22 protein-coding genes and 1 pseudogene are annotated in these 23,880 nt (G+C 72.6%); 16 read left to right on the plus strand and 7 right to left on the minus strand.

What is annotated here, in order from left to right; translation table 11 throughout:
- Window positions 1-29 precede the first annotated feature (29 nt).
- The 7 genes from ACFY5B_RS28285 to ACFY5B_RS28315 all read left to right on the plus strand — a co-directional run bounded on the left by ACFY5B_RS28285 (window position 30) and on the right by ACFY5B_RS28315 (window position 7,934).
- Window positions 30-1,493: an aldehyde dehydrogenase gene (locus ACFY5B_RS28285; protein ID WP_389974320.1), complete on the plus strand. Its 1,464-nt coding sequence runs from the start codon at window positions 30-32 to the stop codon at window positions 1,491-1,493.
- Entirely contained in the window at window positions 1,486-2,415 is a 930-nt protein-coding gene (locus ACFY5B_RS28290) for a 3,4-dihydroxyphenylacetate 2,3-dioxygenase (RefSeq protein ID WP_389974322.1), read from the plus strand. The genes ACFY5B_RS28285 and ACFY5B_RS28290 overlap by 8 nt, the downstream gene beginning before the upstream one ends.
- On the plus strand, window positions 2,408-3,253 hold the full coding sequence (locus ACFY5B_RS28295) for a fumarylacetoacetate hydrolase family protein (RefSeq protein WP_389974325.1): 846 nt from the start codon (window positions 2,408-2,410) through the stop codon (window positions 3,251-3,253). Before ACFY5B_RS28290 ends, ACFY5B_RS28295 begins: the two co-directional genes overlap by 8 nt.
- 58 nt (window positions 3,254-3,311) lie before the next feature.
- On the plus strand, window positions 3,312-3,914 hold the full coding sequence (locus tag ACFY5B_RS28300) for a TetR/AcrR family transcriptional regulator (RefSeq protein WP_389974328.1): 603 nt from the start codon (window positions 3,312-3,314) through the stop codon (window positions 3,912-3,914).
- A 291-nt stretch (window positions 3,915-4,205) separates the two neighbouring features.
- On the plus strand, window positions 4,206-5,657 hold the full coding sequence (locus ACFY5B_RS28305; protein ID WP_389974331.1) for an APC family permease: 1,452 nt from the start codon (window positions 4,206-4,208) through the stop codon (window positions 5,655-5,657).
- Between the two features lie 94 nt (window positions 5,658-5,751).
- Window positions 5,752-7,242, plus strand: coding sequence for an aldehyde dehydrogenase (locus tag ACFY5B_RS28310; protein ID WP_389974334.1), 1,491 nt, complete (start codon window positions 5,752-5,754; stop codon window positions 7,240-7,242).
- The gene (locus ACFY5B_RS28315) at window positions 7,239-7,934 is read left to right on the plus strand and encodes a gamma-glutamyl-gamma-aminobutyrate hydrolase family protein (protein WP_389974337.1); all 696 of its coding nucleotides are present in this window, start codon (window positions 7,239-7,241) and stop codon (window positions 7,932-7,934) included. The genes ACFY5B_RS28310 and ACFY5B_RS28315 overlap by 4 nt, the downstream gene beginning before the upstream one ends.
- A 110-nt stretch (window positions 7,935-8,044) precedes the next feature.
- Here the strand turns inward: ACFY5B_RS28315 and ACFY5B_RS28320 are convergent, their stop codons facing one another.
- Complete coding sequence (locus ACFY5B_RS28320; protein ID WP_389974340.1) at window positions 8,045-8,617, minus strand: MarR family winged helix-turn-helix transcriptional regulator; 573 nt, start codon at window positions 8,615-8,617, stop codon at window positions 8,045-8,047.
- 124 nt (window positions 8,618-8,741) lie between these two features.
- Here ACFY5B_RS28320 and ACFY5B_RS28325 point away from each other — a divergent pair, with 124 nt between their 5' ends.
- The gene (locus tag ACFY5B_RS28325; RefSeq protein WP_389974342.1) at window positions 8,742-9,683 is read left to right on the plus strand and encodes a TIGR03619 family F420-dependent LLM class oxidoreductase; all 942 of its coding nucleotides are present in this window, start codon (window positions 8,742-8,744) and stop codon (window positions 9,681-9,683) included.
- Window positions 9,684-9,757: 74 nt separating this feature from the next.
- Here the strand turns inward: ACFY5B_RS28325 and ACFY5B_RS28330 are convergent, their stop codons facing one another.
- Window positions 9,758-10,789 (minus strand): response regulator transcription factor, encoded by a 1,032-nt coding sequence (locus ACFY5B_RS28330; RefSeq protein WP_389974345.1) that lies wholly within the window; start codon window positions 10,787-10,789, stop codon window positions 9,758-9,760.
- A gap of 202 nt (window positions 10,790-10,991) precedes the next feature.
- On the opposite strand from ACFY5B_RS28330, the gene ACFY5B_RS28335 reads away from it, so the two are divergent.
- Genes ACFY5B_RS28335 through ACFY5B_RS28350 form a run of 4 tightly spaced genes read left to right on the plus strand, consistent with a single transcriptional unit; the run spans window position 10,992 to window position 16,318 of the window.
- Window positions 10,992-12,002 (plus strand): sugar ABC transporter substrate-binding protein, encoded by a 1,011-nt coding sequence (locus ACFY5B_RS28335; RefSeq protein ID WP_389974348.1) that lies wholly within the window; start codon window positions 10,992-10,994, stop codon window positions 12,000-12,002.
- Window positions 12,003-12,012: 10 nt separating this feature from the next.
- Window positions 12,013-13,608: a sugar ABC transporter ATP-binding protein gene (locus tag ACFY5B_RS28340; RefSeq protein WP_389974351.1), complete on the plus strand. Its 1,596-nt coding sequence runs from the start codon at window positions 12,013-12,015 to the stop codon at window positions 13,606-13,608.
- Window positions 13,605-14,591: an ABC transporter permease gene (locus tag ACFY5B_RS28345; protein ID WP_389974354.1), complete on the plus strand. Its 987-nt coding sequence runs from the start codon at window positions 13,605-13,607 to the stop codon at window positions 14,589-14,591. Before ACFY5B_RS28340 ends, ACFY5B_RS28345 begins: the two co-directional genes overlap by 4 nt.
- Before the next feature lie 29 nt (window positions 14,592-14,620).
- Window positions 14,621-16,318, plus strand: coding sequence for an amidohydrolase (locus ACFY5B_RS28350; RefSeq protein WP_389974357.1), 1,698 nt, complete (start codon window positions 14,621-14,623; stop codon window positions 16,316-16,318).
- Between the two features lie 31 nt (window positions 16,319-16,349).
- Here ACFY5B_RS28350 and ACFY5B_RS28355 read toward each other — a convergent pair whose 3' ends face one another.
- From ACFY5B_RS28355 to ACFY5B_RS28365, 3 genes are read right to left on the minus strand one after another with little or no spacing between them, the layout of a single operon-like run.
- A complete protein-coding gene (locus ACFY5B_RS28355; RefSeq protein WP_389974360.1) occupies window positions 16,350-17,255 on the minus strand; it encodes a metal ABC transporter permease in 906 nt (301 codons plus the stop codon).
- The gene (locus ACFY5B_RS28360; RefSeq protein WP_389974363.1) at window positions 17,252-18,100 is read right to left on the minus strand and encodes a metal ABC transporter ATP-binding protein; all 849 of its coding nucleotides are present in this window, start codon (window positions 18,098-18,100) and stop codon (window positions 17,252-17,254) included. The genes ACFY5B_RS28355 and ACFY5B_RS28360 overlap by 4 nt, the downstream gene beginning before the upstream one ends.
- Window positions 18,097-19,029 (minus strand): metal ABC transporter solute-binding protein, Zn/Mn family, encoded by a 933-nt coding sequence (locus ACFY5B_RS28365; RefSeq protein WP_389974365.1) that lies wholly within the window; start codon window positions 19,027-19,029, stop codon window positions 18,097-18,099. Before ACFY5B_RS28365 ends, ACFY5B_RS28360 begins: the two co-directional genes overlap by 4 nt.
- 185 nt (window positions 19,030-19,214) lie before the next feature.
- On the opposite strand from ACFY5B_RS28365, the gene ACFY5B_RS28370 reads away from it, so the two are divergent.
- The 3 genes from ACFY5B_RS28370 to ACFY5B_RS28380 are packed head-to-tail and all read left to right on the plus strand — an operon-like array spanning window position 19,215 to window position 21,292.
- Entirely contained in the window at window positions 19,215-19,898 is a 684-nt protein-coding gene (locus ACFY5B_RS28370; protein WP_389974367.1) for a transcriptional regulator, read from the plus strand.
- Entirely contained in the window at window positions 19,895-20,872 is a 978-nt protein-coding gene (locus tag ACFY5B_RS28375) for a threo-3-hydroxy-L-aspartate ammonia-lyase (protein WP_389974369.1), read from the plus strand. Before ACFY5B_RS28370 ends, ACFY5B_RS28375 begins: the two co-directional genes overlap by 4 nt.
- A gap of 60 nt (window positions 20,873-20,932) precedes the next feature.
- Entirely contained in the window at window positions 20,933-21,292 is a 360-nt protein-coding gene (locus ACFY5B_RS28380; protein WP_389974371.1) for a cupin domain-containing protein, read from the plus strand.
- A 107-nt stretch (window positions 21,293-21,399) separates the two neighbouring features.
- On the opposite strand, the gene ACFY5B_RS28385 is transcribed toward ACFY5B_RS28380, so the two are convergent.
- Together ACFY5B_RS28385 and ACFY5B_RS28390 are read right to left on the minus strand one after the other, a co-directional pair.
- Window positions 21,400-22,758: a VWA domain-containing protein gene (locus ACFY5B_RS28385; protein WP_389974373.1), complete on the minus strand. Its 1,359-nt coding sequence runs from the start codon at window positions 22,756-22,758 to the stop codon at window positions 21,400-21,402.
- A complete protein-coding gene (locus ACFY5B_RS28390) occupies window positions 22,755-23,612 on the minus strand; it encodes an AAA family ATPase (RefSeq protein ID WP_389974375.1) in 858 nt (285 codons plus the stop codon). The genes ACFY5B_RS28385 and ACFY5B_RS28390 overlap by 4 nt, the downstream gene beginning before the upstream one ends.
- A 98-nt stretch (window positions 23,613-23,710) precedes the next feature.
- Between ACFY5B_RS28390 and ACFY5B_RS28395 the strand changes: the two are divergent.
- A pseudogene (locus ACFY5B_RS28395) lies at window positions 23,711-23,866 on the plus strand (oxidoreductase); the annotation flags it as partial.
- Window positions 23,867-23,880: the final 14 nt, after the last annotated feature.

Genomic DNA, 23,880 nt, shown 5'->3' on the forward strand with positions numbered 1-23,880 from the left:
AATGCCCCTCGTTGAATGGAACTCTTCTCATGCCTGACAACATCACCGTCGCCGGTGTATCCGTCGACACCCGGCACTGGATCGGGGGGCGTCGCGTCGCCTCCGCCGGGACCTTCACCGATCACTCTCCCATCGACGGCACCGCGCTCGGCGAGATCGCCCGGGGCGGGCCCGCCGAAGCCGAAGCCGCTGTCGCCGCCGCCCGGGACGCGTTTCCCGGCTGGGCTGCCACCCCCCGCGCCGAACGCGCCCGCATCCTGCACGCCATCGCCGACGGTGTCGAGAAGCGGATCGAGGAGCTGGCGATCGTCGAGACCACGGACAACGGAGCGCTGTTGCGCTCCCACCGGCGAGGTGTCATGCCCCGCGTCGCCCACAACTTCCGCTTCTTCGCCGACTGGCTGCTGCGCCTCGAGCACGAGGATTTCGAGACGCGCGGGCACACCAACCACGTCAGCTGGGACCCGGCCGGGCCCTGTGTGCTGATCACGCCGTGGAACGCGCCCCTGATGCTGGCCACCTGGAAGGTCGCCCCCGCCCTCGCCGCCGGCGACACCGTCGTCCTCAAACCCGCCGAGTGGTCGCCGCTGACCGCCTCCCTGCTGGCCGACATCGCCGCCGACGCCGGACTGCCGGCCGGTGTCCTCAACGTCGTCCAGGGGTACGGCTCCGAGGTCGGCGACGCGCTCACCTCCCACCCCGACGTGCGCCGCATCAGCTTCACCGGGTCGGTGCCGACGGCCCAGCGGATCGCCGCCTCGGCCGCGGCGAACCTCACGCCCCTGAGTCTCGAACTCGGCGGGAAGTCACCCCTGTTGGTGTTCGCCGACGCCGATCTCGACCTGGCCGTCGACCTCGCCGTGGAGCAGTACGACAACGCCGGGCAGGTCTGCCTGGCGGCGACCCGGCTGCTCGTCGAGGAGCCGGTCGCCGAGGAGTTCACCCGCCGGTTCGTTAAGAAGGCCTCGGCCCTGCGGCAGGGCGACCCGCGTGAGGAGGGCACCGACATCGGGCCCAACATCCACCCGCGCCAGCTGGAGAAGATCGACGGCTTCGTGCAGCGGGCCCTCGCCGCCGGGGCGCGGGCGGTCATCGGCGGGCACCGCAAGGAGGGGCAGTACTACGCGCCGACCCTGCTGACCGATGTCGCCCAGGACTCGGAGATCGTGCAGGAGGAGGTCTTCGGGCCGGTCCTGACCCTCCAGACCTTCGCCGGTGAGGACGAGGCCGTACGGCTCGCCAACGACACCCGGTTCGGGCTGGCCGCCACCGTCGCGACCGGCGACCGGGAGCGGGCGGAGCGGGTGACCGCGCGGCTCGTCGCCGGCACCGTCTGGGTCAACTGCTTCTTCGTGCGCGACCTCCAGGCCCCCTTCGGCGGCTCCCGCCGGTCCGGGGTCGGACGCGAGGGCGGGACCTGGAGCTTCGACTTCTACTGCGACCTGAAGAACACCGTCACCGCCCCGAAGGGATGGGACCAGGACCATGGGTGAGATCGTCGGGGCCGGGCTGCTCGCCCACGTGCCCACCATCGTGCTGCCCGAGGCCGACCGGCTGGAGCTCAACGAGGGCAAGGAGATCACCCTCGTCACCGGGCTGCGGGAGCTGCGCCGGGACGTGTTCGAGCGGGATGCCGCCAACGACTACGACACCGTCGTCGTCCTGGACTCGCACTGGGCGACCACCGTCGAGTTCGTCGTGACCGCGCAAACGCGCCGTGCCGGGCTCTTCACCTCCGAGGAACTGCCGCGCGGCATGTGCAGGATGCCGTACGACTTCCCCGGCGATCCCGAACTCGCCCACAACGTGGCCGCGTTCGCCGACAAGCACGGCACCTGGATCACCCCGATCGACGACGAGTACCTGCCGATCTACTACGCCACCCTCAACCTCTGGAAGTACCTGGGGGAGGGGCTGCCCGACAAGCGGTGGGTCACCATCGGCGTCTGCCAGACCGGCGACATGGAGGACCACCTGCGGCTCGGGCGGGCCCTCGCCGACGGGATCGCCGCGACGCCCGGGCGACGCGTACTGGTCATCGCCTCCGGTGCCCTCTCGCACACCTTCTGGCCGCTGCGCGAGTTGCGCGACCACGAGGCGAGCGACCCGGTGCACATCCGCACCCCCGAAGCCCGTGCGGCCGACCACGAACGCATCACCTGGTTCAAGGAGGGCCGCCACGACAAGGTCCTCGACACCATGGACGAGTTCTGGAAGTTCAAGCCCGAGGCGAAGTTCTTCCACTACCTGATGATGGCCGGCGCCCTCGGTGAGCGGCGCTGCGTCGCCCGGGCCCGCCAGTACGGCGCCTACGAGAACTCCGTCGGCACCGGCCAGGCCCACCTCTGGTTCGACCGCCCGGCCGGCGGCTGGACCGCAGACCACCCCACCGCGCAGGAGTCCGCCCATGCCTGAGTACCGCCGTATCCTCCTCGACGGCGCAGCCGTCCAGGTCACCGTCGACGGTGACGAACTCGTCGCCGGGGACGGCCGCCGGGTGAAGACCGACGACGCACGGCATCTGCCGCCCGTCGTACCGTCCAAGGTCATCGCCGTTCACCTCAACCACCGCAGCCGGGTGGACGAGTTCGCTATCGGGCTTCCCGGCACCCCGACCTACTTCCACAAGCCGACCTCCGCCCTCAATGCCCACCAGGGCGCGATCGTCCGCCCCGAGGGCTGCAAGTGGCTCAACTACGAGGGCGAGGTGGCCATCGTCATCGGGAAGACCGCGCGGAACATCTCGCCGGCCGACGCGGGGGAGTACATCGCCGGGTACACCGTCGCCAACGACTACGGGCTGCACGACTTCCGCGACACCGACGCCGGGTCGATGCTCCGGGTGAAGGGCTCCGACACCCTCTGCCCACTCGGCCCCGGCCTGGTCACCGACTGGGACTTCCACGGCAAGCGGCTGCGGACGTACGTCAACGGGGAGGTGGTGCAGGACGGCTCGACCGACGAGATGACCTGGGACATGCACTACCTCGTCGCCGACATCGCCCGCACCATCACGCTGTACCCCGGGGACGTCCTGCTGTCCGGCACGCCGGCCAACTCGCGGCCCGTCCAGCCGGGAGACGTGGTGGAGGTGGAGGTCGAGGGACTGGGAAGGCTCACCAACCACATCGTCACCGGGCCGACCGCCATCCGCACGGACGTGGGCGCCCAGCCCACCGAGTCGGAGGAGGTGCTGTCGACCGCACTCGGCGGCGACTGGGAGTTCCGCGGCATCCGGCCGCCGCGCCGCTGATGACGTGGCGTCCGGCCGCCGCGTCGCGGAGCGGGGCTCCCCGGGTAGGGTCACGGGCATGACCGAGCCCGCCGGGCGCCGCCCCCGAAAACGCGTGAACTACGGCACGGGCCGTGAGGCCCTGCTGGAGGCCGCCGTGCGGGTCGTGGCCCGGGGCGGGTTGCGCAGGCTCACCTACCGGGCCGTCGCGGAGGAGGCCGGCGTCACCCACGGACTGGTGGTGCACCACTTCGGTTCCCGCGACGCCCTGATCGAGGAGGCCGTGGCCCACGCCATCCGCTCCTCGCTCAACAGCAGCGCCCTCGAACCCGGGACCGGCAAGGCCGACGACTTCTCGGTGGGGCTGACGGACATGGTGGAGGCCGGGCCGGACCTCCAGGCGTTCCAGTACGAACTGCTCCTGGAAGCCCGCCGGCGCCCCGAGCTCCTGGCCCACCTGCGGTCGCTGTACGACGAGTACTTCGACGCGACCCGGCGCGAGCTCACCCAGATGCTGCCCGGCCCGATCGGGGAGGGCCTGTCCCGGATGGTGTTCGCCACGCTGGAGGGGCTCGTCCTGCACCAGCTGGTCTTCGGTGAGCGCGAGGTCATCGACGAGGCCCTGGACGAGCTGCGCTCGGTGCTGCGGCTGCTCGCCGAGCGGCGCGACGACAAGGCCTGACCCACTCAGCCCTCCCGCCGTCACGGCTCCGTCCTCCCGCCGTCACGGCCTCAGCCCTCCGCCTGCACGGCCTCAGCCCTCCGCCTGCACGGCCTCAGCCCTCCGCCTGCACGGCCTCAGGGCTCCCGCCGTGACGGCCTCAGGCTCCCTTCGTCCCGTGCCCCGGCCCTCCGTCCCGCGGCGCCGGAATTCCTCGCCCCTCACCCCTTGCCAAACGGATAGTTCCGCCTCACGATGAGGCAACTCGTTTGGCCTGAAACGATCCTTCCTCCCCTCTGGCAGGTGATCCGAGTGGACAGTCAGACGGTCTCCCGGCACGCGGCGAAACCGGACGCGCCCACCGCAGGCACGCTCAAGCCCAACGCCCTCGGCGTCCTGGGCATCCTCTTCTTCGTCCTGTCCGCCCAGGCCCCGCTGACCGGCATCGCCGGCGCGGCCCCCATCGCCGTGGCCCTCGGCAACGGCCCCGGCGTGCCCGCCGCCTACCTGGTGGCGGGCCTGGTGATCCTGCTGTTCTCGGTGGGCTTCGTCGCCATGGGCCGCCACGTGGTGGACGCGGGCGCCTTCTACATGTACATCGGCAAGGGCCTGGGCCGTACCACCGGCACCGGCAGCGCGGGCCTCGCGCTCTTCGCCTACTGCACCATCCAAGCCGCGATGTACGGCCTCTACGGCGCCATCGTGAGCGGCCTGGTCGCGACCCACACCGGCCTCGACCTGCCGTGGTGGGTCTGGACGCTGGCCACCATGGCCGCCGTCCAGGCGCTCGGGGCGGCCGGTGTCGAGATGGGTGCCAAGGTCCTCGCCGTGTTCGTCCTCGCGGAGTTCAGCATCCTGTCGGTCTTCGCCCTGGTCACCCTCTTCAAGGGCGGCGGCCCCGAGGGGCTCGGCCTCGCCGACAGCTTCTCCCCGTCCGCGGCCCTGGACGGCGCCCCGGGCGTGGCCGTGATGTTCGCCGTGGCCTCCATGTTCGGCTTCGAGGCCACCGCCATCTACGGCGAGGAGGCCCGCGAGCCCAGGAAGACCGTGCCGCGGGCCACGTACCTCGCGGTCGCCGTGGTCACCGGCTTCTTCGCCCTCGTCTCCTGGATGCTCATCTCCTCCTACGGCGCCTCCCGGGCCACCGCGGCCGCGGGCAAGGCCCTGGAGGGCGGCGACGGCGCCGGGTTCGTCTTCGCGCCCATCGCGGCCGACTTCGGCGGCTGGGTGGGCGACGTGCTGCCCGTCCTGCTCGCCACGTCCCTCTTCGCCGGCATCCTCACCTTCCACAACTCGGCCAACCGCTACCTGTTCTCCCTCGGCCGTGACCGGCTGCTGCCGCCGCGGCTGTGCCGGCTCAACCGCCGTCACGCCCCCTGGACGGCAGGGTGCGTCCAGACGGTCCTGGCCGTCCTGCTGGTGGTGCCCTTCGCGCTGGCCGGCAAGGACCCGGTGCTGACGCTGTTCTCCTGGTTCAGCGGGGTCGCCGTCCTGGCGATGATGCTGCTGTACCTGCTGACCTCGGTGTCCGTCGTCGTCTTCTTCCGCCGGGCCCGTCTCGACACCCGCCCGTGGAACACCCTGATCGCACCCGCCCTGGGCGCGCTCGGCATCGCGGGCTCGATCTGGCTCATCCTGGCCAACTTCACCACCCTGATCGGCGGCGAACGCGCCACCGCCCTGTGGCTCACCCTCTCCGTCCCGGTCGTCATGGCGCTGGGCCTAGTCGCCGCAAGGGTGCGGGGCAGGGCCGCCGACGGCTGACCGCGAGCACGGTCGTCCGCGGACAACCCCGCCCATGTCGCGGCCGCCCACGGACAGCCCCGCCCATGTCGTTTGAGACCAAAGGAGAATCTTCATGCCGGCCGTCCCCCACGAGGAGTGGCTGCGCCGCGCCAAGGCGTTCCAGCTCTCCGGTGCCCATCACATCGACGGCGCCGAGGAGGCCGGGGCAGGGGCGACGTTCCCGGTCGTGTCCCCGCGTGACGGCCGGGTCCTCGCCGAGGTCGCGGACGGCGGGGCCGCCGAGGTCGACGCGGCCGTCGCCGCCGCCCGGCGCGCCTTCGACACCGGCCCGTGGCCGCGCCTGGCACCCGCCGAGCGCGGCCGGGCCCTGCTCCGCCTCGCCGACCTGCTGGAGGAACGGCGCGAGGAACTCGCCCTCACGGTCACCCTGGAGATGGGCAAACCGATCTCGGACGCGTACGGCATCGAACTGCGCGCCGTCATCGCCACCTTCCGCTGGTACGGCCAGCTCGCGGACAAACTCACCGACGAGTCCCCGCACACCGCCCCGGACGCCCTCGCCCTGGTCACCAGGGAACCCGCCGGGGTGGTGGGGGCGGTGGTCCCCTGGAACTTCCCGCTGACCCTGGCCGGCTGGAAGATCGCCCCGGCCCTCGCGGCCGGCTGCACGGTCGTCCTCAAGCCCTCGGAGAACTCCCCGCTCTCCGCCCTGCTCCTCGGGCGTCTCGCCACCGAGGCCGGCATCCCACCCGGTGTCCTCAACGTGGTCACCGGCGACGGCCCCACGGCCGGCCGCGCCCTCGGCCTCCACCCGGACGTCGACGTCCTGGCGTTCACCGGCTCCACCGCAGTCGGCCGCCACTTCCTGCGCTACGCCGCCGACTCCAACCTCAAGCGCGTCTGGCTGGAACTCGGCGGCAAGTCGCCCAACATCGTCCTGCCCGACGCACCCGACCTGGAACAGGCCGCCGCCACCGCCGCCTGGGGCATCTTCTTCAACCAGGGCGAGATGTGCACCGCCCCCTCCCGGCTCCTCGTGCACACCTCGATCGCCGAGCGGGTCACCGAAGCCGTGGTCCGGCGGGCCCGTGCCCTGAGGGTGGGCGACCCGCTCGACCCGGAGACGGAGATGGGAGCCCTCGTCGGCCGGGCGCACCTGGACCGCGTACGCGACCACATCCGCCACGGTGTCGAAGAGGGCGCCCGGCTGCGCACCGGCGGCGACCGCCTCCTCGCCGAGACCGGCGGGACGTACCTGGAGCCGACCGTCTTCGACCGGGTGGACCCGGATTCGCGCCTGGCGCGGGAGGAGATCTTCGGACCCGTCCTGTCCGTGCTCGCCTTCGACGACCTCGACGAGGCGGTCCGGCTGGCCAACGCCACCGAGTACGGCCTCGCCGCCGGCCTGTGGACCTCCGACCTGTCCACCGCCCACCGGGTCTCGCGCGCCCTCAAGGCCGGAACGGTCTGGGTCAACTGCTACGAGGAGGGCGACCTGACCGTGCCCTTCGGGGGGATGAAGCAGTCGGGCAACGGCCGCGACAAGTCCGCCCACGCGCTGGAGAAGTACACCGAGCTCAAGACCACCTGGATCCAGCTGTGACCCGGCCCCTGATAGCGATCCCCGCCCGCTTCTCGGCCACGACCTCCGCGCTCCGGTACGCCGCCGAGGTCAACGCCCGCGCCCTGGTCGAGGCCGTGTGGCGGGCAGGCGGCGAACCGGCGAGCATCCACCCGGCGGACAGCGGCACCGCCGCACGGCTCGCCCGCTTCGACGGCGTCCTGCTCCCCGGCGGCGGCGACCTCGCCCCCTCCCGCTACGGCGCCACCGACACCCACGACACCGTCTACGACGTGGACACCCTCCAGGACACCTTCGACCTCGACGTAGCCCGGCACGCCCTGGAGTCGGGGATGCCGCTGCTCGCGGTCTGCCGAGGCCTCCAGGTCGTCAACGTCGCCCTCGGCGGCACCTTGGAGCAGGACATGGGCGGCCCCGAGTGCGAACACCGGCACCTCGTGCACCCCGTGACCCTGGAACCCGGCTCGCTCGTCGCCCGGGCCGCCGACGCCGAGAAGGTGGACGCGTCCTGCTACCACCACCAGCGCGTCGACCGCCCTGGCGTGGGCCTGCGCGTCACGGCCCGGGCGGCCGACGGCACCGTCGAGGCCCTCGAACTCCCCGGCTCCAACGGCTGGTTCACGGCCGTCCAGTGGCACCCGGAGGACACCGCCCACGAAAACCCCGCCCAGCAGGGACTGTTCGACGCGCTCGTGCGGGCCGCGACCCGGTGAGGCCGCGGCGGGAGCCAGGGGGCTTCTGTTTGATCTCCGCAGGAGAAGGAGCGGCGTTCGGTGCGTGCGTGCCGGGCGTCGCGACGCTGCGGAGATCCATCAGAAGCCCCCTAGGCGCGGGGCCGCCGCCCGCTGCGCCGCGGGGCGGGCTCGGCGCCGCCCAGCAGGGACTGCCGCCGCTCCTCGCCGTGCTCCTCCACCTGGAGCACCACGCTCCGCAGCCCTTCGGCGAGGCTGCGGCACTCGGCGTCGCTGAGCCCGGCGGTGACGAAGGCCTCCTCCTCGTTGAAGGCCGGGAACACCCGCGTCATGAACTCCTCGCCCTCGGCGGTGAGGCTCAGCAGCACCAGGCGCCCGTCGCTGGGATGACCCTCCCGCCGCAGCAGACCGCGGGACTCCAGCGTGCGCACCACACCCGTGAGCGTGCCCTTGGAGATCCCCGCCTCCTCGGCCACGTGCCGGGTCTCCGACTCGCCCCACACCCAGACCACCCACAACACCACGAAGGCCGTCCACGTCAGGTCGGAACCGCGCAGCACCGAGTTCTCCAGGTGCTGCCGCACGGCGGACGCGGCCCGGTAGATGTTCGCCACCGCCGCCATCTGCTCCCGGCGGATCGGAATGCCGCCCAGCTTCGCCGCGGCGAGCTTCTCGGCTTCGGTGATGGATCGGTGCCCCGGCACGGGCGGCTCCTTCGTCTGGTCGCGACTGGCCTTCGTCCGGTCGCGACGCGTCACACACGGGCGGCTCGACCCGCCGCCCGATCGTTCGGATTCAAATTGTACGAGCCGAAAGGAAAACCCCGTCATGCCCAGCCCTCCCCGCATGCTCCTCGTCCTCAGCGAGAACTGGACCCTCACCGGCGGCCGGGCCGATCTGCCCGCCGCCGTCCGCTGGGCCCGCGAGGCCGAGGACGCCGGCTTCGACGCGGTCATGGTCAGCGAGCACATCGTCCTCGGCCCCGACGCCGCGGCCGCCGGCATCATGGGCAACCCCCGCGACTACGCCCTCCCGGGCAACCAGGACCCGTACACCCCCTGGCCGAGCTCCCTGCTGCTGCTCGGAGCCATCGCCTCCGTCACCTCCCGGCTGCGCCTGGCCGCCGCGGCCGTCCTCGCCCCGCTGCGTCACCCCCTGCTGCTCGCCCGCGAACTCGGCACCCTCGACCTGATCAGCGAGGGCCGGCTCGTCGTACAGCCCACGGTGAGCTGGAGCAAGGACGAGTACGACGCCCTCGGCGTGCCCTTCACCCGGCGCGGGCGGCTCCTCGACGAGCACCTGGAGATCTGGGCGAAAGCCTGGGGGCCGTCCCCGGTCTCCCACGACGGGCCGCACTACCCCTTCCGGGACGTGTACTTCGAACCCAAGGCCCACCGCCCCGACGGCCCCCGGCTCTGGTTCGGCGGCCAGCGCCTGCACGGCCCGGTCCTGCGCCGCCTCGTCGCCCACGGCCACGGCTTCCACCCGCTCGGCCGGCCCACGCCCGAGGACCTGCGAGGGCTCAAGGAGGCGATGTCCGCGGCCGGGCGGGACGTCGCCGACCTGGAGATGATCGGCGGTACGCAGGCCGTCTTCCCCGACGACCGCTCACCGGCGGACCTCGGCGCGGCGCTGTCCGTGATCCCGGAACAGGTGGAGCAGGGCTTCACCACGTTCTGTGTCAAGCCGAACCAGTTCATCGACGACCCCGACGGTGTGGGGGAGTTCTGCCGTGAGGTCGTGCGGCGCGTCGAGGCGTTGACGTCCTGACGCGCCGGCCGGGTCGCCGGATGCGGTGCGAGCCGTGCCGTGTCCGGGCTCGGGCCGCCTCCCGGACGCCCGGATCACCGCTCGACGAACCGCGCGAGGTGATCCGGGTCGGGCCGCAACAGCCCGTCGCGCACCGCGAGCGCGGTGGCCTCGGCCCGCGAGGCGCAGCCGGTCTTGCGCAGCAGGTGCTCGACATGGCTGTGCACGGTCCGGGGGGACAGGAACAGGGCCTGCGCGATCGCCTGGTTCGTCTGCCCCGTGGCCGCCCGCGTGAGCACCTCCAGCTCCCGGGGGCTCAGCCCGTACGGCAGTTCCGTGGGCGTCTCGCGCACCAGCACCGCGTCCGCGGCAAGGCCGGGTCCGGCGGGGTGCCGGTGCAGCACGACCCGCCGCCAGACTCCGCCGGCCGGCCACAACAGCCTCAGCCGCTGCCCGCCGGCGCCGGCGAAGGCGCTGAGCAGCGCACCGAACCCGTCTTCCTCCCGCAGCACCCGGGGCCGGTCGCGGCCGGGCAGGTCGAGGACGCGGCCGTCGCCGGTGACCAGGCACGCCGCGTCCTCTCCCGCCAGGCCGTGCAGGTCGCCGGCGTGCGTCAGAGGGTCGGCGAAGGCCGCCAGGGCGGGGATCACGGAGGCGAGCAGCCGCCGCGCGTCGGTGTCGTAGGCGTCCGCGCTCTCGGTGGACAGGTGCACCAGACCCACCAGCCGGCCCCGCTGCCGCAGCGCACCCGTGACACCGTCCCGGAAACCGGCCGGGCGGACCCGCTCGGCGTAGAACCAGCCGTGCCGGAAACGGAGCCCGGCGTCCTCGGCGTCCTCCGCGTCTTCCGAGATGGACGGCGGCAGCTCCCGCCGTACGACGTTGCGGTACCACGGGGTGGCGACGAACTCCCCGGCCATGGCCTGCGAGGCCTCGGCCGTGTAGCCGATGCTCGCGATCTGCACGTGGGAGCCGGTCAGCGGGTCGATCGTGAGCAGGGTCGCCGCGTCCAGGGGCAGCGCCCGGGCGAGTTCGCGCAGCGCCTGAGCGGAGGCCGAGGTCGTGTCGCGCTCGCGGGTGAGCATGCCGATGCGGGCGGCTGCCGCGATCTGGTGGTGGCGGGTCATGGCGAGCCTCCGGGCGGCTCGGACAGCAATGTCGTTTGGGGCCTAACGATAGGGCTCGCGTCCGTGTCCGGCAAGGTGCTCACCGGAGTCCTCCCATCCCGCAGTCGGTATTTGTACGGATGGTGCGGCGGGCCCGGCGGGTCTTTCCTGTTCGGCACAGCCGGACGCCCCAGTCGGGCCCGCCCCTCGGAGAGTCCCCGCCATGACCCCACCCTCGTACACCGCCTCGCGCAGACACTTCCTCGCCCTGTCCGCCGCCACCGCCCTGACGGCCGCCGGATGCTCGGCACCGGAGAACACGGCCGCCTCGGCCAAGCCCTCACCCTCCGCCGGCACCCGCCTGACGAAGATCGGCCTCGACTACCCCTTCACCCAGCTCCCGCTCTACTCCACGCTGGTGAAACTCTCCACCGCACAGGCGAAGCGGCACGGCATCTCAGTGCTGACGACGAGCGACAACGCCAGTGCCGACACCCAGGCCACCAACCTCAACACCTGGGTCGCCCGCGAGGTCCCGGCGATCGTGTCCTTTCCCATGGTGTTCGAGGCAGCCGAACCCATCGCCGAGGCGGCCCTCGACGCCGGACTGATCTGGGTGACCTACGGCGGCTCCCTGCAACACCAGAGCGCCGACATCCGGTTCAGCTTCCGCGAGGGCGGCACCCTGCTCGGCGCGGCGGCCGCGAAGTGGGCCCAGGAGCACCTCGGCGGCAAGGGCAAGATCGCCTTCCTCACGGACGACACCATCGAGCTGGGCCGCGAACGCACCAAGGGCATGATCGACGCGTTCACCAAGGCGGCACCCGGTGTCGACGTGGTGGCGCGGGAGCAGTCCATCGACCCGGACACGGGCCTGTCCAAGACGAAGGCGATCCTCGCCAAGCACCCCGACCTCAACCTCGTCCTCGGCGTCACCGACGCCGCCGCGTACGGCGGGTTCAAGGCCCTCCAGCAGGCGGGCCGGGACAAGGACGACGCCAGGACCTTCGTCGGCGGCCAGGACGGCGCCGTCCCCTCCCTCCTCGCCGTCAAGCAGGGCACGTTCTACCGGGCCTCCGCCGCCCTCGCCCCGAAGGACATCGCGGCCGCCGTCGTCGACGTGCCGCGCGCGGTCGCCGCCGGGAAGGCCACCCCGAGCGCCCAGGTGCCGATCACGCTCGTCCAGCGCGCCGACACCGCCCGGATCGACGCCCTGCTCGCCCAGAACTCCTAGGGCGGGCGTCATGACGACCACGAACCTCCTCATCAGCGGCCTGACGAAGTCCTTCGGCGGCGTCCGGGCCCTCGACGGTGTCGACCTCACCGTCCCCGCCGGCCAGGTGCACGCCCTGCTCGGACACAACGGCGCCGGCAAGTCCACCCTCATCAAGTGCCTGGGCGGCGCCTACCCGCCCGACGCCGGCACCATCGAGGTCTGCGGGACGTCGTACACCCGGCTCACCCCCCGCGAGTCCATCGCGTCCGGCGTGGCGATCATCTTCCAGACGCTCAGCGTGGTCGACGCTCTCACCGTGGCGGAGAACATCTTCCTCGGCCAGGAGTGGACCCGGCACGGCCGCATCGACCGGCGCGCCCAGGAGGAGGTCGCCGCCGGGCTGCTGGAGCGCGTGGCCGCGAAGTGCTCCCCACGCGACCGGGTGGGTGATCTGCCCATGGGACAGCGCCAGTTGGTGGAGATCGCCAAGGCCCTCAGCCGCAGCGCCGCCGTCCTGGTGCTCGACGAACCGACGGCCGCCTTGTCCGGCGCCGAGACCGATGCCCTCGCGGAACGCGTCGAGGACCTGCGCACCCAGGGACTCGCCATCGTCTACGTCACCCACCTCCTGGGGGAGGTCGAACGGCTCGCGGACGCCGTGACCGTGCTGCGGGACGGCCGGGTGGCCCACCACGCGACGGTGGCGGGGCGGACGCGGCGCGAGCTGGTGGAGGCGATCGCGGGGAGCCCGGCAGAGGCCGTACGGAAGGCGCGTCGTCGATCTCCCACCCCACCCCGTCTCGTCGTCGAAGCGCTGCACGGACCCGGCTTCGGGCCCGTCGACCTCACCGTCGCCGCGGGCGAACGCGTCGGTCTGTTCGGGCTCATCGGCTCGGGCCGCACGCGCCTCCTGGAGACCCTCTACGGCAGGCGCCGCGCCACCGCCGGGACGATCCGCGTCGGCGACCGCGCCGTCACCCCCGTCCGTCCGGCCGACGCGCTCGCCGCCGGGATCGCGCTCGTCCCCGCCGACCGGCGGGCCCAGGGCCTGTTCCCCTCGATGACCGCGCAGGACAACGCACTGCTGCCCTCCGTCAAGCCCCTGTCCCGCCACGGGCTGCGGGCGTTGCGCTCCGAGCGGCGGGTGTTCGGCGCACTGGCCGACGCGGTCGGGCTGCGACCGGTCCGGCCCGGGCTGCCGGCGGGCGCGTTCTCCGGCGGCAACCAGCAAAAGCTCGTCCTCGGCCGGTGGATCAACGAGGCCCGGCACGTGGACGTGCTGCTGCTGGACGAGCCGACCCAAGGCGTCGACGTGGGGGCCCGGCAGGAGATCTACCGGGTCGTGTCCACCCTGGCCGAAGAAGGCGGCACCGCCGTGCTGTTCGCCTCCGGCGACCCCGAGGAGATCGTGGCGCTGGCCGACCGCTGCCTGATCGTCGCGCGGGGACGGGTCGTCGGCGAACTCTCCGGAGCCGAACTCACCGAACAGGCCCTGCTGTCGGCCGTTCACGACCCCCTGTCGGCCGTTCACGACCCCCTGTCGGCCGTTCACGACCCCCTGTCAGCTGTTCACGACCCCCTAACGGCCGTTCACGGCCCCCGGACCGCCGAAGGAGCAGCATGACCACCGCCGACCCGGCCCTCCCGAGGCGGCCCCGCCCGATCACCGCGGGCGGGCTCGCCGCAGTACGCCGCAACCCGCTCCTCGTCGTGCTCGTCGCGATGGTGCTGGTCTTCCAGCTGACCACGGGCAGCTTCCTCGACCCGGCCAACCTCAGCGGCATCGCCACCGACGCCGCGACCCTCGCCATCGTCGCCGTCCCGCTGGCCCTGCTCGTCATCAGCGGCTACCTCGACCTGTCGGTCGGCTCCACGCTCGCCCTCGGCGGGCTGGTCGGGGGCTGGCTGGCGGGGCAGCACCACCAGTCGCCCGCCGTCGCCCTGCTCGGGGCGCTCGCGGCCGGGGCACTGGTCGGCGCGGTGAACGGCGTCCTGTGCTGTTATTTCGGCCTGTCCGCGTTCATCGTCACCCTCGGCATGCTGACCGCCGTACGCGGCCTGGCGCAGCAACTGTTCCCGCTGCCGCTGAGCGGCTTCGGCTCCGGCTTCGCCTGGATCGGCGGGGCCCGCGTCGCCGGGATCGCCGCGCCGGTCGTCATCGCGGCGCTCGTGCTGGCCGCGGGTGCCCTGTTCCTCGCCATCACCCCGGCCGGCCGGCACGTCTTCGCCATCGGCGTCAACCGTGAGGCCGCCCACCTCTCCGGTATCCACATTCGCCGCACCCCGTTCGCGCTGTTCGTCGCCACCGGTGTGGCCGCCGCCCTGGCCGGGGCCATCAAGGCGTCGGTGCTCGACAGCGCGGTGGCCGGCACCTCCGGCGCCGGGTTCGAACTGACCGTGCTCACCGCGGTGCTGCTCGGCGGCGTCGCCCTCACCGGCGGCTCCGGCTCCGTCCTCGGCGTCCTGCTCGGCGTGCTCTTCCTCGGCGGCCTGCAGAACGGCCTGACCCTGCTCGACGTGCCGACGTTCTGGCAGCAGATGGCCCAGGGCACCGCGCTGGTGGCCGGCGCGGCCCTGGCGTACTTCGCGCCCCGCAGCGGGCGCTGACCCACCCTCCCCCTGAAATGAGGTCATCCGTGAGCGACACCGCTCCCACCCTCGTCCTGACCGGCGGTCAGGTCCTCACCGTCGACGCCGGGTTCTCCGTCGCCGAGGGCGTGGCCGTGTGCGGCCGGGACATCCTGGCCGTCGGCGGCGACGCGGAGATGCGCGCCCTGGCCGGGCCCGGCACCCGGATCGTCGAACTGGACGGCCGCACCGTGCTGCCCGGCATCAACGACTCGCATCTGCACGGGGCCGCGTACGGCATGACGAAACCGCCGTTCGCCCTCGACGTGGGCCACCCGTCGGTCGGTTCCATCGCCGACATCGCGGCGGTCGTCGGCCGGGCGGCACACGAGACCCCGGAGGGCGACTGGATCATCGGCCTGGGCTGGGACCCCGGCTACCTCGCCGAGTGCGTCGCCGACCCGGGCCGCTTCCCGCACCGGCGGGACCTCGACGTGGTGGCCCCCCGCCACCCGGTCTGCCTGACCGACTTCTCCTCGCACATGGTGTGGGTCAACTCCGAAGCTCTGCGGCGCTGCGGCGTCGACGCTCAGACCCCGGCCCCGCCCGGCGGTGTCATCGACCACGACCCCGACGGCCGGCCCACCGGCATCCTGCGCGAGTCCGCCGGGCGGCTCGTCCAGGCCGAACTGCCCGCCCCGACCCCGGCCCAGCGCCGCCGAGCCATCCAGGGCGTGATCCGCGAACTGCACTCCCGCGGCATCACCAGCTACACCGAGCCCGGCCTTGGCCCCGGCGGCGCCGACTCCCTCTTCGGCGGCCTGAGCACCGACAACTGGAACGCCTACGCAGACCTCGCCGCGAGCGGCGAACTCAGGGCCCGCGTCAGCGTCCTGCTCCTGCCCGCCCCCATGGGCGGCTCCGCCGCCGACGTCCGCCAGGGGCTGGCCGAACTGCGCCGCCCCGAGTCTGCCGACCCCCGCCTCCTGCGGGCCATCGGCGTCAAGATCTTCGCCGACGGCGTCCCGCCGAACCGCACGGCGTGGATGAGCGAGCCGTACCCGGACGGTGGTCACGGCGCCCTGTGCGTGCACGGCGACACGCCCGCACTCCAGGTGCACGAACTGCGCGAGATGATCCGGCTCGGGCACGAGGCCGGCTTCCAGCTCGGCGTGCACGTCACCGGGGACCGGGCCATCGACCTCGTGGTGGACGCCTTCGTCGCCGCGAACACGGCCGCACCCCGCCCCGACGCCCGCCACTACGTCATCCACGGCGACTTCATCAGCCCGGACAGCCTGGCCGAGCTCGCCGCGCACGGCTACGGCGTCAACATGAACCCCGCCATCAAGTGGACCATCTCCGACCTGATGGACGAGCTCGTCGGCCCCGAACGCTCCGCCTACCAGTGGCCGGTGCGCTCCGCGCTGGACGCCGGCGTGAAGGTCTGCGCGAGCTCCGACGCCCCCATCACCGAGCCCGACTGGCGCCAGGGCGTGGCCGCCATGATGCTGCGCGAGTCCAAGGCCAGCGGCCGTACCAGCGGTCCCGAGCAGTGCGTCCCGCTCGCCGACGCCCTGCGCGCCTACACCTCCACCGCCGCCTGGCAGGACTTCGCCGACGACTGGAAGGGCACCCTCGAAGCGGGCCGGGCCGCCGACCTGTGCGTCCTGGACCGGCCGCTGCTGGACCTCGACCCGCACGAGATCACTCAGGCGCAGGTGGATCTCACCGTGTTCGACGGGCAGGTGGTCTTCGAGCGGTGAGAAGCCCCGCGGGTGCAAGCCGTGAGACCACTCAGGTTCCAGCGGGGACACCCGCCCGGGCCGCCCGCACCGCCGTGCGCCGCGCCCCCCACCGCCGGGTGCGGTGCCGTCCGGCCACCCGGCACACCGCGTAGACGCTGAACGAGATCGTGGTGACGTAGGGGCTGATGGGGATGCTGCTGCCCAGGGCGAGCAGGATGCCGCCCTCGATGGAGACCACGGCGAACACCACGCTCAGCACGGGCAGCAGCACCGGCGACGCGGTGACACGGGCGGCCGCCGCGGCCGGGGTGACGACCAGGGACAGCACCAGCAGCGCGCCGACGATCTGCACCGACAGGGCGACAGCGAGCCCGAGCACCAGCATGAACGCGAAGGACAGCGCACGCACCGGCACCCCGCGGGCCTCCGCCACGTCCGGATCCGTGCTGGCGAAGGCCAGCGGACGCCACATGACCGCCAAGGCCACCAGCACCAGGACGGACGTGCCCAGCAGCCACGACATCTGCGGGGTGTCCACGGCGACGATCTGCCCGGTGAGCAGCCCGAACTTGTTGGCCGCCCGGCCCTTGTACAGGGCGAGGAAGAGCACGCCGAGCCCCAGGCCGAACGGCATGATGATGCCTATCACCGAGTTGCGGTCCCGGGCCCGGGATCCCAGGATGCCGATGGCACCGGCGGCCAGGAGCGAACCGGCGATCGAGCCGACCACGATGTTCGCGTCGAGCAGCAGGGCCGCCGAAGCGCCCGCGAACGACAGCTCACTGATGCCGTGCACCGCGAACGGCAGATCCCGCATCAGGACGAACACCCCGGCGAGCCCGCCCACCAGGCCCAGTGCCACGCCGGCGACGAGGGAGTTGCGGACCAGGGCGAGCAGTTCGCCGTAGTCGGTGAAGTCGAAGATCTGGTGCCAGATCCCGTCGGCGAGTGTCATGCGCGCACTCCGTCCGTCTCGTGGGCCTGCTCGGGGTGGTGCGGCGGGCCGGCCGTCTCGTCGGGAGCCCCCGCGACCACCACCCGGCCCCGGACGCGGAGCACGTCGACCTGCGTGCCGTAGAGGCGGGACAGCGACTCCGACGTCAGCACCTCGTCCGGCGTCCCGGCCTGGTGGCCGCCGGGGGCCAGGTACAGCACCCGGTCGGCCATGCCCAGAACCGGGTTGATCTCGTGCGTCACGAACACCACGGCCGTGCCGTGGGAGCGGCGCCGGGCGTCGATCAGCTCGGTGACGGCCCGCTGGTGGTGCAGGTCGAGCGACAGCAGCGGCTCGTCGCACAGCAGGAGACGGGGGTCGGTCGCCAGGGCCTGCCCGATGCGCACGCGCTGCCGTTCGCCGCCGGAGAGCATCCCGAGCGGGACGTCGGCGTAGGCCGATGCGCCCACCGACTCGAGGATGTCGTCCACCCTGCGGCGGATGCCGCCGGTGCGCAGCCGCGGCCCGAAGCGGTGGCCGTCGATGCCGAACCGGACGAGGTCCCGGGCGCGCAGCATGGCCTGCGCGGACAGCGCCGCCTGCTGCGGGACGTAGCCGATGTGCCGGGCGGCCTCGCGCGCCGGCCGGCCGAGGACGGTCAGCGTGCCGGCGGACAGCGGCCGGCGGCCCAGCAGCGCCCGGACGAAACTGGTCTTGCCCGCGCCGTTGGGGCCCAGCACGGCCAGGAACTCCCCGGGCCGCACGTCGAGATCGAGGCCGCTCCACACCTCGCGGTCGCCGTACGACAGGGCGGCCGCGCGCAGGGCGATGACCGGCGTGCCGTCCTGTCGGGGTATCGGGGTCACTTGGCGAGCGCGCTCGCGAGCGCGTCGAGGTTGGAGGTCATCCAGCTGAGATAGTTCTCGCCCTTGGGCAGGGTCTCGGTCACGGGCACGACGGGGATGCCGGCCGCTTTGGCCGCCGCCTCGGCCTTCTCGGTCTGGGGACCGGAGGTCTGCTCGTTGTAGACGAGGGCCTTCACCTTCTTGCCGGTGAACAGCGCGAGGCTCTGCTGGAGGACGCGCGGGGAGACGTCGTCGCCCTCTTCTATCGCCTCGCTGAACTGCGCGGGCGTACGGTTCACCAGGCCGCTCGCCTCGGTCATGTACAGCGGCACCGGCTCGGTGATGGCGATGCCCTCACCGCCGTGCGCCTTCTTGATCTGCGCCTCCTCGGCCTCCAGCGGCGCGAGCTTCGCCTTGAAGGCGGCGGCGTTCTTCGAGAAGGCGGTGGCGCCGCCCGGGTCGGCCTTCGCGAGGGCGGCGGAGATCCGGTCGGCGACCTTGGCGACGGTGGGGAAGTCGTACCAGACGTGCTCGTTGAGTTCGCCGCCCTCGGGCGCGGTCCTGCCGGACACGTCGACCGCGTTGATCACCTCGACGGAGTCGTTGTGCCCGCCCTTGAGCATGTGGTCGACGAAGTCGTCGTAGCCGCCGCCGTTTTCGACGACGACCTTCGCCTTGGACAGGGCCAGCTGGTTCTGGGGGTCGGCCTCGTAGGAGTGCGGGTCCTGGTCGGGGTCGCTGATGACCGATGTGACGTCGACCCGGTCGCCGCCTATGCGCTGGGCGATGTCGCCCCAGACGTTCGTGGAGGCGACCACGGCCACGCGGGCCGGTGTGCTCTTGCCGCCGCCGGAGCCCGACCCGGAGTCCGACGAGCTGCCGCAGCCCGCGAGCAGGGCCAGTGACGCGCTGGTCAGCAGCGCGATGCGGCGGGACGTGGACAGGGGCATGGCTCCTCCAGGACGGGCTTGCACGAGGGTCATCGGCAGACGTCACGCTAGATGGCAATGAATGTCAGAAGCGGCTTACGGCCGAAGTCATGTGAAAACCATTGCCAACTGTTGGGGATTCTCTGGACTGTCTATCCAAGCGTTGGACTTCTGGTCTAAAGTGATGAGGGTGAGAGGAGGCGGACATGGGCGACGCTCTGAACGTTGAGCGGGACGCGATCCTCGCCGCGCTCAAGCCGGTCGTGGACGGGATCGCCGCGACCTTCGGGCCGGTCTGCGACGTCGTGCTGCACGACTACCGGAACCCGAAGCACTCGGTGGTCGCGGTGGCCGGAGCGGTGACCGGGCGCACGGTCGGCGGCGCGATGAGCGAGATCGGCATGCGCGTCCTCGCCGGCGGCGACGAGGCGTCCGACGAACTGAACTACGTCACCCGCACCCGCGACGGCACGCTCGTGAAGTCCTCCACCATGGTGCTGCGGGACTCCACGGGAGCCGTGTTCGGCGCCCTCTGCGTCAACGTGGACGTCGGCGCGGTCACCCAGGTCCACGACCTGCTCGGCGCGCTCGCCGGAGTCGGTGCCGCCGCTCACGCGGAGCTCCCGACGACCACCTTCGGCAACGACATCGACTCCGTGGTCGACGCCCTCGTCGAAGCCCACCGGTCCCGGCAGCGGGGCAGCTGGGCGGAGCTCGACCGGGCGGAGCGCGTGGAACTGTTCGGCGGGCTGGACACCCGCGGGGTCTTCGCCGTGCGCGGCGCCGTCGAACAGGTCGCCGCCCGGCTCGGCATCTCCCGTGCCTCCGCCTACAACTACCTGTCCCGGGCCCGGGCCGCCCACGACACTTCCAGCGGAGGATCCGCGTGACGACCACCCCACCGGTCACCCTCGACGACGTCCGGGACGCCGCCGCCCGGCTCAAGGGCGTCGCCCACCGCACGCCCGTGCTGCGCTCCCGGACCCTGGACGCGCTCGCCGGAGCCGAAATCTTCCTCAAGTGCGAGAACTTCCAGCGCGTGGGCGCCTTCAAGTTCCGCGGCGCCTACAACGCCGCCTCCCGCCTCACCCCCGAGCAACTGTCCCGGGGCGTCGCCGCCTACTCCTCCGGCAACCACGCCCAGGCCGTCGCCCTGGCCGCCCGGGAGCTGGGCACCACCGCCGTCATCGTCATGCCGGAGGACGCCCCGCCCTCGAAGCGCGCCGCCACCGCCGGCTACGGTGCCGAGATCGTCACGTACGACCGCTACACCGAAGACCGCGTCGCCATCGGCGAGGCCCTCGCCGCCGAGCGCGGCCTCGCCCTCATCCCGCCCTACGAGCATCCGCACGTCATGGCCGGGCAGGGCACGGCCGCCCTGGAACTCCTCGAGGAGGTGGGGGAGCTGGACGCGCTGCTGACGCCGGTCGGCGGCGGCGGGCTGATGGCCGGCAGCGCCACGGCGGCCAAGGGGCTGCACCCCGGCATCCGGACCGTCGGTGTCGAGCCTGAGGCCGGGGACGACACGAAGCGCTCGCTGGCAGCAGGCCGGCGCGTCAGCATCCCGGTCCCGCGCACCATCGCCGACGGCCAGGCCCTGCACACCCCGGGAGAGCTGACGTTCTCGGTCAACACGCGGCTTCTCGACGAGGTCGTCCTGGTCACCGACGACGAGATCCGGGACGCGATGCGGTTCGCCTTCGAGCGTCTGAAGATCGTCGTCGAGCCGAGCGGCGCCACCCCGCTGGCCGCGCTGCTCACCGGCCGGGCGGGCGCCCTTCCCCCGCGCGTCGGTGTCGTCATCTCCGGCGGCAACATCGACGCCGGACGCTTCGCCGAGCTCTGCGGCGGCGCCACCCCCTGAATGGCGCCGCCCGGAGGGCGGACGGACGATGGAAGCACACCCTCACCGAGGAGGAGCGTCATGCTTGAAGTGAAGACGCTCGACAAGCCGGACGAGCGGCGCGACTACCCCCGAGGCCACCTGGAAGCCGTCCACATGACGGGACTGGACTTCGCCGTGGCCACCTTCGAGCCGGGCTGGCGCTGGTCCGAGTCCGTGGCCCCGATCGCGGGGACGGACAGCTGCCGGATCCACCACAACGGCTATGTCGTCTCGGGCCGTATGCACATCCGCATGGACGACGGCGCGGAGACCGAGGTGGGACCCGGCGACGTGTTCGTCTGCGCGCCCGGCCATGACGCCTGGGTCGTCGGCGACGAGCAGTGCGTGGTGTACGACTTCGCGGGCAGCATGGCCAAGGAGTACGCCAAGAAGCACTAGCGCGGCCGCTCACCTCCTTCAACCGGCCACGCGGCCTTCCCTCGCTCTCGGAAACCGTCCTGCGGCGCCTCCGAGGCCTCCTCTGCCCGCGGCTCGCCGCCGTCCGATCACACCGGCAGCAGCCGGGCCACCAGTGCGCTCAACTGCCGGGCGTTGCGGCACTCGTGCATCTCGACCAGCTCGGCGTAGGCGGGCGCGACGGAGTCGCCCGTGCCCCAGCGGGAGCGCTGCTCGGGGTTCAGCCAGTGGACGCGTCGGGCGCGCTCGGCGATCTGCCGCAGGGCGGGCAGATTGGGGTCGCTCCGGTTCGTACGGGCGTCACCGAGGACGAACACGGTCGCGCGGGGACCGGCCGCGTCCGCGTACCGCTCGGCGAACTCGCCCAGGGCCATGCCGTAGTCACTGCTGCCGTGATAGCCCGTGACGGCCGCCTCCGCCTGGATGCGGGTGCCCAGCCCCGCCGGATCGGCCCGCCCGTGCTCCAGCAGCCCGGTCACCTCGTCGATCCGGTTGACGAAGGCGAACACGCGCACCTTGCTGAACTGGTCGTGCAGCGCCTGCACCAGCAGCATCGTGAAATCGGAGAAGCCGGAGACCGACCCCGAGACGTCGCACAGCAGCACCAGTTCAGGGCGGGCGGGACGCCGTGCGCGCAGCACCGGCTTCATCGGCACTCCGCCCGTCGACAGCGAACCGCGCAGGGTCCGCCGCAGATCGATCGTGCCCCGGGAGGCGCGACGGCGCCGGGCCGCCAACCGGGTCGCGAGCTTGCGGGCCAGCGGCTGCACCGTTCTGCGCAGCTCGGCCAGCCGGTCCTGCCCGGCGAACAGGAAGTCCACCCGGTCCGCTGTCGGGGCCACCGCCCGCCGGGCGATCTCGTCCCGGCCGCGCCGCTCGGCGACCCGCCGCCGTGCCTCCGCGGCCACCAGGGCGCGAAAGGCGTCGATGCGCCGCCGGATCTCGTCCTCCAGCAGCCGGTCCGCGAACCCCTGCCCCCCGCCCTGCCCCCGGACGGTGTCACGCACCCGGGCCAGCAGGGTCTGCGGCCGCAGCCGTTCGAGTGCCTGGTATGACGACCAGCCGTCCGACTCCGGCGAGGAACCGTAGCCGCCGAAACCGTCGACCGCCTCGATCGCCAGCCGGCCCAGCATCTCCCGGTCGTCCGCGGCCAGGGCGTCGGCCAGCCGGTCCCGCAGGTCCTCGCGTCCCGCCGCCCGCTGCTCGGGGCCGCCGACTCCGCGCGGGAAGTACAGGTCGAAGACCGGGTCGAACACCTGCCGCTGCGCGGGCCCGTGCAGCAGCGTCGCCGCGAGCCCCGCACGCAGCAGCTCCCGGTCCGCCAGGCCGAGTTCCTCGACCGCCCGTGCCGCGTCGACCGTCTCGCCGGTGCCGATCCGCACACCGTGCGCGCGCAACGCCCCGACCAGTGACGTCAGCCGCTCGGCGACGCCCGCCGGCGTGGTCACAGTGCGTCCAGGTCGAGCTTGGCGGACGCCTTGAGGACGTCGTCCTGATGCTTGAGGAGCACGCCGAGCGTGGCCTTCACGACCGTCTCGTCCAGCGACTCGGCGCCGAGCGCGAGCAGGGTGTGCGCCCAGTCGACGGTCTCGGCGACCGACGGCGCCTTGCGCAGATCCATCGCCCGCAGGGCGCCCACGACCCGGACGACCGAACGGATCAGCGTCTCGTCGAGCCCCGGCACCCTCAGCCGTACGATCCTGCGCTCCAGCTCGTCGTCGGGGAAGCCGATGTGCAGGAAGAGGCAGCGGCGGCGCAGCGCCTCGGACAGCTCCCGGCTCGCGTTGGAGGTGAGGACGACGAAGGGCCGGCGCGTCGCGGTGATGGTGCCCAGTTCGGGGACGGTCACCTGGAAGTCGCTGAGCACCTCCAGCAGCAGGCCCTCCACCTCGACGTCGGCCTTGTCGGTCTCGTCGATCAGCAGCACCTTCGGGTCGTCGCCCCGGATCGCCGTCAGCAGCGGCCGGGTGAGCAGGAACTCCTCGCTGAAGATGTCCGTGCGGGCCTCGTCCCACGTCTCGTCGCGGCCCGCGCTGATGCGCAGGAGCTGCTTGGCGTGGTTCCACTCGTACAGCGCCCGGGACTCGTCGACCCCCTCGTAACACTGCAGGCGCACCAGCCGCGCTCCGGCCACCTCGGCGACGGCCTTGGCGAGCTCGGTCTTGCCGACGCCGGCCGGGCCCTCCACCAGGAGCGGCTTGCCGAGGCGGTCGGCGAGGAAGACGGTTGTCGCGACGGCGGGGGAGGCGAGGTAGCCGGTCTCGGCGAGGCGTGCGGAGACGTCGTCGACGGATGTGAACAACGGTGGCCTCCAGTGCGGCGGCGTGGGACTGACGGGCAGGGCACTGTCTCAGCGCACTATCTAAGCGCTTGTTCACCCACGCTGTCACGGGGTTCGTCATGCGGGAGCACCGGCCGCAGTCCCTCCCGCAGCGGCTGATCGCGCCGGAGGAGATCGCCGGCATGGCCGTCCACCGCGCCTCCGGCCACGCCTCGGCGACCACGGGCGGTGCTCTGCGGGTCGACGGGGGCTACGTCGACCCGCTCCTGCCCTGAGCCCCGGCGGCGGG

It is taken from the genome of Streptomyces sp. NPDC013187, from assembly GCF_042899705.1.
In the GTDB taxonomy this organism is placed as follows: domain Bacteria; phylum Actinomycetota; class Actinomycetes; order Streptomycetales; family Streptomycetaceae; genus Streptomyces; species Streptomyces hawaiiensis_A.

Bases quoted from the DNA above. Each gene is read 5' to 3' on its own strand.
- ACFY5B_RS28310 (WP_389974334.1), top strand. From the start codon at position 5,752: ATGCCGGCCGTCCCCCACGAGGAGTGGCTGCGCCGCGCCAAGGCGTTC.
- ACFY5B_RS28330 (WP_389974345.1), bottom strand. From the start codon at position 10,789: ATGACCCGCCACCACCAGATCGCGGCAGCCGCCCGCATCGGCATGCTC.
- ACFY5B_RS28290 (WP_389974322.1), top strand. From the start codon at position 1,486: ATGGGTGAGATCGTCGGGGCCGGGCTGCTCGCCCACGTGCCCACCATC.
- ACFY5B_RS28335 (WP_389974348.1), top strand. From the start codon at position 10,992: ATGACCCCACCCTCGTACACCGCCTCGCGCAGACACTTCCTCGCCCTG.
- ACFY5B_RS28300 (WP_389974328.1), top strand. From the start codon at position 3,312: ATGACCGAGCCCGCCGGGCGCCGCCCCCGAAAACGCGTGAACTACGGC.
- ACFY5B_RS28380 (WP_389974371.1), top strand. From the start codon at position 20,933: ATGCTTGAAGTGAAGACGCTCGACAAGCCGGACGAGCGGCGCGACTAC.
- ACFY5B_RS28370 (WP_389974367.1), top strand. From the start codon at position 19,215: ATGGGCGACGCTCTGAACGTTGAGCGGGACGCGATCCTCGCCGCGCTC.
- ACFY5B_RS28325 (WP_389974342.1), top strand. From the start codon at position 8,742: ATGCCCAGCCCTCCCCGCATGCTCCTCGTCCTCAGCGAGAACTGGACC.
- ACFY5B_RS28285 (WP_389974320.1), top strand. From the start codon at position 30: ATGCCTGACAACATCACCGTCGCCGGTGTATCCGTCGACACCCGGCAC.
- ACFY5B_RS28355 (WP_389974360.1), bottom strand. From the start codon at position 17,255: ATGACACTCGCCGACGGGATCTGGCACCAGATCTTCGACTTCACCGAC.
- ACFY5B_RS28295 (WP_389974325.1), top strand. From the start codon at position 2,408: ATGCCTGAGTACCGCCGTATCCTCCTCGACGGCGCAGCCGTCCAGGTC.
- ACFY5B_RS28340 (WP_389974351.1), top strand. From the start codon at position 12,013: ATGACGACCACGAACCTCCTCATCAGCGGCCTGACGAAGTCCTTCGGC.
- ACFY5B_RS28345 (WP_389974354.1), top strand. From the start codon at position 13,605: ATGACCACCGCCGACCCGGCCCTCCCGAGGCGGCCCCGCCCGATCACC.
- ACFY5B_RS28365 (WP_389974365.1), bottom strand. From the start codon at position 19,029: ATGCCCCTGTCCACGTCCCGCCGCATCGCGCTGCTGACCAGCGCGTCA.